At 59.2% G+C, this 6,202-nt stretch carries 5 protein-coding genes; all 5 read left to right on the forward strand.

Going from position 1 to position 6,202, the window contains the following annotated elements; all coding sequences use genetic code 11:
* Window positions 1–129: 129 nt before the first annotated feature.
* Window positions 130–570 carry an RNA polymerase-binding protein DksA gene (gene dksA / locus MKI83_RS02415; protein ID WP_241583125.1) on the forward strand — a complete coding sequence of 147 codons (441 nt, stop codon included), beginning with the start codon at window positions 130–132 and terminating at the stop codon, window positions 568–570.
* 41 nt (window positions 571–611) lie between these two features.
* Window positions 612–1,490, forward strand: coding sequence for a tRNA glutamyl-Q(34) synthetase GluQRS (gene gluQRS, locus MKI83_RS02420; RefSeq protein ID WP_241583126.1), 879 nt, complete (start codon window positions 612–614; stop codon window positions 1,488–1,490).
* Between the two features lie 73 nt (window positions 1,491–1,563).
* Window positions 1,564–1,740: a hypothetical protein gene (locus MKI83_RS02425; RefSeq protein WP_139214022.1), complete on the forward strand. Its 177-nt coding sequence runs from the start codon at window positions 1,564–1,566 to the stop codon at window positions 1,738–1,740.
* Window positions 1,724–4,693: a sensor histidine kinase gene (locus MKI83_RS02430; RefSeq protein WP_241583127.1), complete on the forward strand. Its 2,970-nt coding sequence runs from the start codon at window positions 1,724–1,726 to the stop codon at window positions 4,691–4,693. The genes MKI83_RS02425 and MKI83_RS02430 overlap by 17 nt, the downstream gene beginning before the upstream one ends.
* 19 nt (window positions 4,694–4,712) lie before the next feature.
* Window positions 4,713–6,125 carry a sigma-54-dependent transcriptional regulator gene (locus MKI83_RS02435; protein WP_241583129.1) on the forward strand — a complete coding sequence of 471 codons (1,413 nt, stop codon included), beginning with the start codon at window positions 4,713–4,715 and terminating at the stop codon, window positions 6,123–6,125.
* The last annotated feature ends 77 nt before the right edge of the window (window positions 6,126–6,202 follow it).

The following is a 6,202-nucleotide window of genomic DNA, read 5'->3' on the forward strand; positions in this document are numbered from 1 at the left end:
GAGGCAAGTAAACACCACACTATTGGCAAGCAATGAAATTGTCTGGTAGCTTTCCCGCCTTGCAACGTGCCGGGGATGTTTTTTTGAGTCTCCGCACACAGGACATTAGCGACACAGAGGCAGCCATCGATGCCCGCAGCAAAGAAAAACAGCAGCACGCTGACCCGCGATTTCGAACCCTTCAAGGAGAAGAAAGGCGAGGAGTACATGAGTGATCGCATGCGCGAGCACTTCACCCACATCCTCAATCAGTGGAAACAAAAGCTGATGGAAGAAGTGGATCGCACTGTGCATCACATGCAGGACGAAGCCGCTAACTTCCCCGATCCGGCCGACCGCGCCAGTCAGGAAGAAGAATTCAGCCTTGAGCTGCGCACGCGCGATCGCGAGCGCAAGCTGATCAAGAAGATCGACAAGACGCTGCAAAACATCGAAGACAACGATTACGGCTGGTGTGATACCTGCGGCGTTGAAATCGGTGTTCGTCGCCTGGAAGCGCGTCCTACCGCGACCCAGTGCATCGACTGCAAGACGCTGTCGGAAATCAAAGAGCGCCATCAAGGCGGCTGATTCTGACCAGCACAGGGCACCGTAAGGTGCCCTAGTCTTTTATGCCTAACTACATTGGCCGCTTCGCGCCCACCCCCAGTGGTTTTTTGCACTTTGGCTCGCTGCTCGCCGCACTCGCCAGCTTTCTCGACGCCCGTGCCGCGGGTGGTCATTGGCTGCTGCGCATGGAAGACCTCGACCCACCGCGCGAAGTTACAGGCTCCGCCGCTGCCATCCTGCATACCTTAGACGCCTACGGCCTGCACTGGGACGGCCCCGTGCTGTACCAAAGCCAGCGCCATGACGCCTACCAAGCCATTTGCGCGCAGCTGCAAGCGCAGGGCTTGGCCTATGCCTGTACTTGCTCACGCAAAGACTTAAGCGCCTATCACGGCCGCTACCCCGGTCTATGCCGCGACGCCGACAAGCCGTTAGAAGATGCCGCCCTGCGCGTGCGCGTCTCGGCGCAGACACTGCACTTTAACGACCGCATACAAGGCTTGTGTCACGGCGACCCCAGTGACGAGGGTGATTTCATCATCCAGCGCCGCGACCGTCTGTTTGCCTATCACTTGGCCGTGGTCCTCGACGACGCGTACCAAGGCATCACCCATGTGGTGCGTGGCGCCGATTTGCTCGACAGCACCTGCAAACACCTATTCCTGCAACGTTTGCTTAAGCTACCCCAGCCTGAATATCTGCATATTCCGCTGATTCTCCAGCCGGATGGCCACAAACTCGGCAAGTCCTACCGCTCGGCAGCCCTGCCACCCGATCAAGTGGTGCCACTGCTGCTGCGCGCCTTGCGTGCCTTGGGCCAGTCCACGCCGGCGGCGCTGGCAGATGCCAGTCGCGATGAGCTATTGCAGTGGGCCATCGCGCACTGGCGTGTTACCGAGATTCCCGCCAGCGGCCAATTGTATGAGGCTAATTTGCACTAATGCCGCCCAAAGGCATTTGTCGGCTGCGCGCTGCATCCGCTACCATCGGTGACAGCCATCTTTGGAAACATTCATGTACATCTACCGACTGGTACTGTTGCTGGTGGTGGGCATCTATCTGTTTTCGCCAGCCATTATGGATTGGTGGATAGACCCCACTGGCGCGTGGTACCGCCCTTACTTGCTGTGGTTGATACTGATCATCGTCGGCATGATTTTGCAGGGACAAAGCGATGCTGACGAACTTTAGCCTGCTGGAGCTTTCGCTCTATAGCGCAGGCTACCTGCTGCTGCTGTTTGGCGTCGCGTGGATTGGCGAGCGCGGCCTGATCCCGCGTCGCGTGCTGCGCCACCCCCTCACCTACACCTTGTCATTGGGCGTGTATGCCAGCGCGTGGGCGGTGTACGGCACGGTGAGCTTGGCCTACCAATATGGCTATGGCTTTCTGGCCTATTACTTGGGTATTTGCGGCGCGTTCTTACTCGCCCCGGTGCTGTTGCAGCCTATTTTGCGCATCACCCGCACCTACCAGCTGTCATCGCTGGCCGACTTATTCGCCTTTCGTTTTCGCTCTACTTGGGCCGGCGCACTGACCACGCTGATCATGTTGATTGGCATGTTGCCGTTATTAGCCCTACAGATTCAGGCCGTCTCCGACTCGGTCAGCATCCTGACCCAAGCGGCGATGCACGAGCGCGTGTCGCTGGGCTTTTGTCTGCTGATCATCTTGTTCACCATCTTGTTCGGCACCCGCCACATCACCAACCGTGAGAAACACGAAGGGCTGGTCTTGGCGATTGCCTTCGAGTCGATCATCAAACTGGTGGCGCTAGGCATCATTAGCATCTACGCGCTGTACAGCGTGTTTGACGGCCCCAAAGGGCTGGAGTCGTGGCTGCTAGAAAACCAAGGCGCACTCAGCACCCTACACACACCCCTGCAAGAAGGCCCCTGGCGCACCTTGCTGCTGGTGTTCTTCGCCGCTGCCGTGACCATGCCGCACATGTTCCACATGACCTTCAGCGAAAACCTCAACCCGCGCGCGTTAAATACCGCCAGTTGGAGTTTGCCGCTGTACTTGCTGTTGATCAGCTTGGTGGTACCGCTGATTTTATGGGCCGGCCTTAAGCTCGGCGCCAGCACCTCCGCGGAGTACTACACCCTCGGCATCGGCATTGCGGTGAACAGCCCCGCACTGGCGCTGATCGCTTATATCGCCGGGCTGTCGGCCTCCAGCGGCATCATCATCGTGCTCACCCTCGCCCTCTCGGGCATGCTGCTGAACCACATGATTCTGCCGGTGTACCAACCTGCCGCCGAAGGCAACATCTATCGCTGGCTGCTGTGGACGCGCCGCGCGCTCATCGCCGCCATCATCATGGCCGGCTTCGGCTTTTACCGCCTGCTGGGCGCCGAGCAAGATCTCTCCAACCTCGGCATCGTCGCCTTCGTCGCCACGCTGCAATTTTTACCCGGCACCTTGGCGGTGCTGTACTGGCCCGCGGCCAACCATCGTGGCTTTATCGCCGGCTTACTGTCTGGCTTCACGATTTGGGCGGTGACCATGTTGCTGCCCTTGCTCGGCAGCATTCCCGGCCTGTACTTGCCGTTTCTGGATGTGGTCTACGTGATGGACGACACCAGCTGGCATTTGGCGGCCATCGCTTCGCTGGCGGCTAATTTGCTGGTGTTTAGCGGCGTGTCGCTGTTTACCACCACCTCTAGCGAAGAACAAAGCGCCGCCGAGGCCTGCACCCTCGACAACCTGCGCCGTCCGCAGCGCCGTGAACTGAGCGCCACCTCGGCGCAACAATTCGCCGAATTACTGGCCCGGCCTTTGGGCGCCAAGATTGCCCAGCGCGAAGTCGAGCAAGCGCTGCGTGACTTACAGCTGCCGTTTGATGAAAACCGCCCTTATGCCCTGCGCCGCTTACGCGATCGCTTAGAAGCCAACCTCTCAGGCCTGATGGGCCCGAGCGTGGCGCAAGATATGGTCGAAACCTTTCTGCCCTATAAGAAAGGCTCGTCCTACGTCAGCGGCGACATCCACTTTATCGAGAACCGTCTTGAGGATTACCACACCCGCCTGACCGGTTTGGCCGCTGAGCTCGACACCCTGCGCCGTTATCACCGGCAAACCTTGCAAGAGTTGCCGATGGGGGTGTGCTCGCTGGCGCGCGACAACGAAATCATCATGTGGAACCGCGCGCTCGAAGAACTCACCGGCATCAGCGCCAGTCAAGTGGTCGGCTCGCAATTGCGCAGCTTGCCCGCGCCATGGAGCCCGCTACTGCTGTGTTTGGTCGAGTCCCCTTTGCAGCACTTGCACCGCCAACAACTGCAACTCAACGGTTTCACCCGCTGGCTGCACCTGCACAAAGCCACGGTCGATGAACCCTTAAGCCCCGGCAACAGCGGCATGGTGTTATTGATTGAAGACGCCACCCAAACCCAGCAACTGGCCGACAAGCTGGCGCACTCTGAGCGCCTCGCCTCGATTGGCCGACTGGCCGCAGGCGTCGCTCACGAGATCGGCAACCCGATTACCGGCATTGCCTGTTTGGCGCAAAACCTTCACGAAGAACGCGAGCAAGACAGCGAAATCCAAGAAGCCAGCCAACAAATCATCGAACAAACCAAACGCGTGTCGCGCATCTTGCAGTCGCTGATGAGCTTTGCCCACGCGGGCGCTCGCAGCCACAGCGACGAACCCGTCAGCCTGGCTGAAGTCAGCCAAGAGGCGATCAATCTGTTGGCGCTCAATCGGCGCAGCGTCGACGTGCATTTCTTCAACGCCTGTGACCGCGACCACCTCGCCGTGGGCGACGATCAGCGCTTAGTGCAAGTGCTGATCAACTTGCTGTCCAACGCCCGCGATGCCTCCGAACCTGGCAGCGCCATTCGCGTTTGGAGCGACGCCGATGAGCACACCGTGACCCTGCACGTCGAGGACGAAGGCTCGGGCATTCCCGAGTCATTACAAGAGCAATTATTCGAACCTTTTTTCACCACCAAAGACCCCGGCAAGGGCACTGGACTTGGTCTGGCGCTGGTTTATTCCATCGTCGAAGAGCATTATGGTCAGATCAGTGTCACCAGTCCGGCCGACCCCGAGCGGCTTCGCGGCACTCGCTTCAGCATCAAATTGCCGCGCCACCTAGAGCCTTTGCCAGAGCCTGCTGTCTCTGCGCAAACCCACTGATTATGTCGAGAGAGTGTTGATGGCCCACATCCTGATAGTAGAAGACGAAACCATCATTCGATCAGCCCTGCGCCGGCTACTGGAACGCAACCAGTATCAAGTCAGCGAGGCCGGTTCCGTGCAGGAAGCCCAAGAACGCTACGACATCCCCTCGTTTGACCTGATCGTCAGTGATTTACGCCTACCCGGCGCCCCCGGCACCGAGTTGATCAAGCTGGCGGGCAACGCCCCCGTGCTGATCATGACCAGTTACGCCAGCCTGCGCTCGGCGGTTGATTCGATGAAGCTCGGCGCGGTGGATTACATCGCCAAACCGTTTGATCACGACGAAATGCTGCAAGCCGTGGCTGGCATCCTGACCGCTCCGCGCCGCAGCGCCCCCAGCGAAGACGACGCCACCACCGCACGCGACCTTGAAGTCGACAACGGCGGCATGGCCGACGACATCGGCATCATCGGCAACTGCAAAGCCATGTCCGAACTGTTCGTGAAGATTCGCAAAGTCGCGCCGACCGACTCCACCGTCTTGATTCACGGCGAGTCCGGCACCGGCAAAGAGCTGGTTGCCCGCGCGCTGCACAACCTATCCAAGCGCGGCAAAGCGCCGCTGATCTCGGTCAACTGCGCGGCGATCCCAGAAACGCTGATCGAATCGGAACTGTTCGGCCACGAGAAAGGCGCATTCACCGGCGCTAACGCCGCCCGCACCGGCTTAGTCGAAGCGGCCGATGGCGGCACCTTGTTCTTGGATGAAATTGGCGAGCTGCCGCTAGAGGCGCAAGCCCGCTTGTTGCGCGTACTGCAAGAAGGCGAAATTCGCCGCGTCGGCTCGGTGCAATCGCACAAGGTCAATGTACGCCTCATCGCCGCGACCCACCGCGACCTTAAAAGTTTGGCCAAGCAAGGCCAGTTCCGCGAAGACTTGTATTACCGCCTTAACGTGATCGAACTGCGCCTGCCACCGCTGCGTGATCGCGGGCCGGATATTCTGGCCATCGCCCGCGCTTTCCTCACCCGCCAAGGGGCACAAATGGATCGCGAAGACATCAGCTTCACCGCCGATGCCGAGCAAGCCATCCAGTACTACAGCTGGCCCGGCAACGTGCGTGAGCTAGAAAACGCCGTCGAGCGCGCGGTGATCTTGTGCGACAACAACAGCATCAACACCGACCTGCTGGGCATCGACATAGACCTTGATGAAGAAGACGACGACCAGCACGAGCACAGCGGCGAAAAAGTCAGCAAGCGCAGCCAAGAGCCCACCGAGGACTTGTCGCTGGAAGACTACTTCCAGCACTTCGTACTTGAGCACCAAGAGCACATGACCGAAACCGAACTGGCGCGCAAACTGGGCATTAGCCGTAAATGCCTGTGGGAGCGCCGCCAGCGCTTGGGCATCCCGCGCAAGAAATCGTCGATGTCTAACGCCTAAGGAAACTCTGAAAAAGACTTCCTGATTTTGGCAAAATACCCGAACGCCACCCGCCGAGTTTTCCGATGAAGCAGATA

Source organism: Atopomonas sediminilitoris (genome assembly GCF_022601735.1).
Taxonomy (GTDB): Bacteria; Pseudomonadota; Gammaproteobacteria; order Pseudomonadales; family Pseudomonadaceae; genus Atopomonas; species Atopomonas sediminilitoris.

Bases quoted from the DNA above. Each gene is read 5' to 3' on its own strand.
- MKI83_RS02430 (WP_241583127.1), top strand. From the start codon at position 1,724: ATGCTGACGAACTTTAGCCTGCTGGAGCTTTCGCTCTATAGCGCAGGC.
- MKI83_RS02435 (WP_241583129.1), top strand. From the start codon at position 4,713: ATGGCCCACATCCTGATAGTAGAAGACGAAACCATCATTCGATCAGCC.
- MKI83_RS02425 (WP_139214022.1), top strand. From the start codon at position 1,564: ATGTACATCTACCGACTGGTACTGTTGCTGGTGGTGGGCATCTATCTG.
- gluQRS (WP_241583126.1), top strand. From the start codon at position 612: ATGCCTAACTACATTGGCCGCTTCGCGCCCACCCCCAGTGGTTTTTTG.
- dksA (WP_241583125.1), top strand. From the start codon at position 130: ATGCCCGCAGCAAAGAAAAACAGCAGCACGCTGACCCGCGATTTCGAA.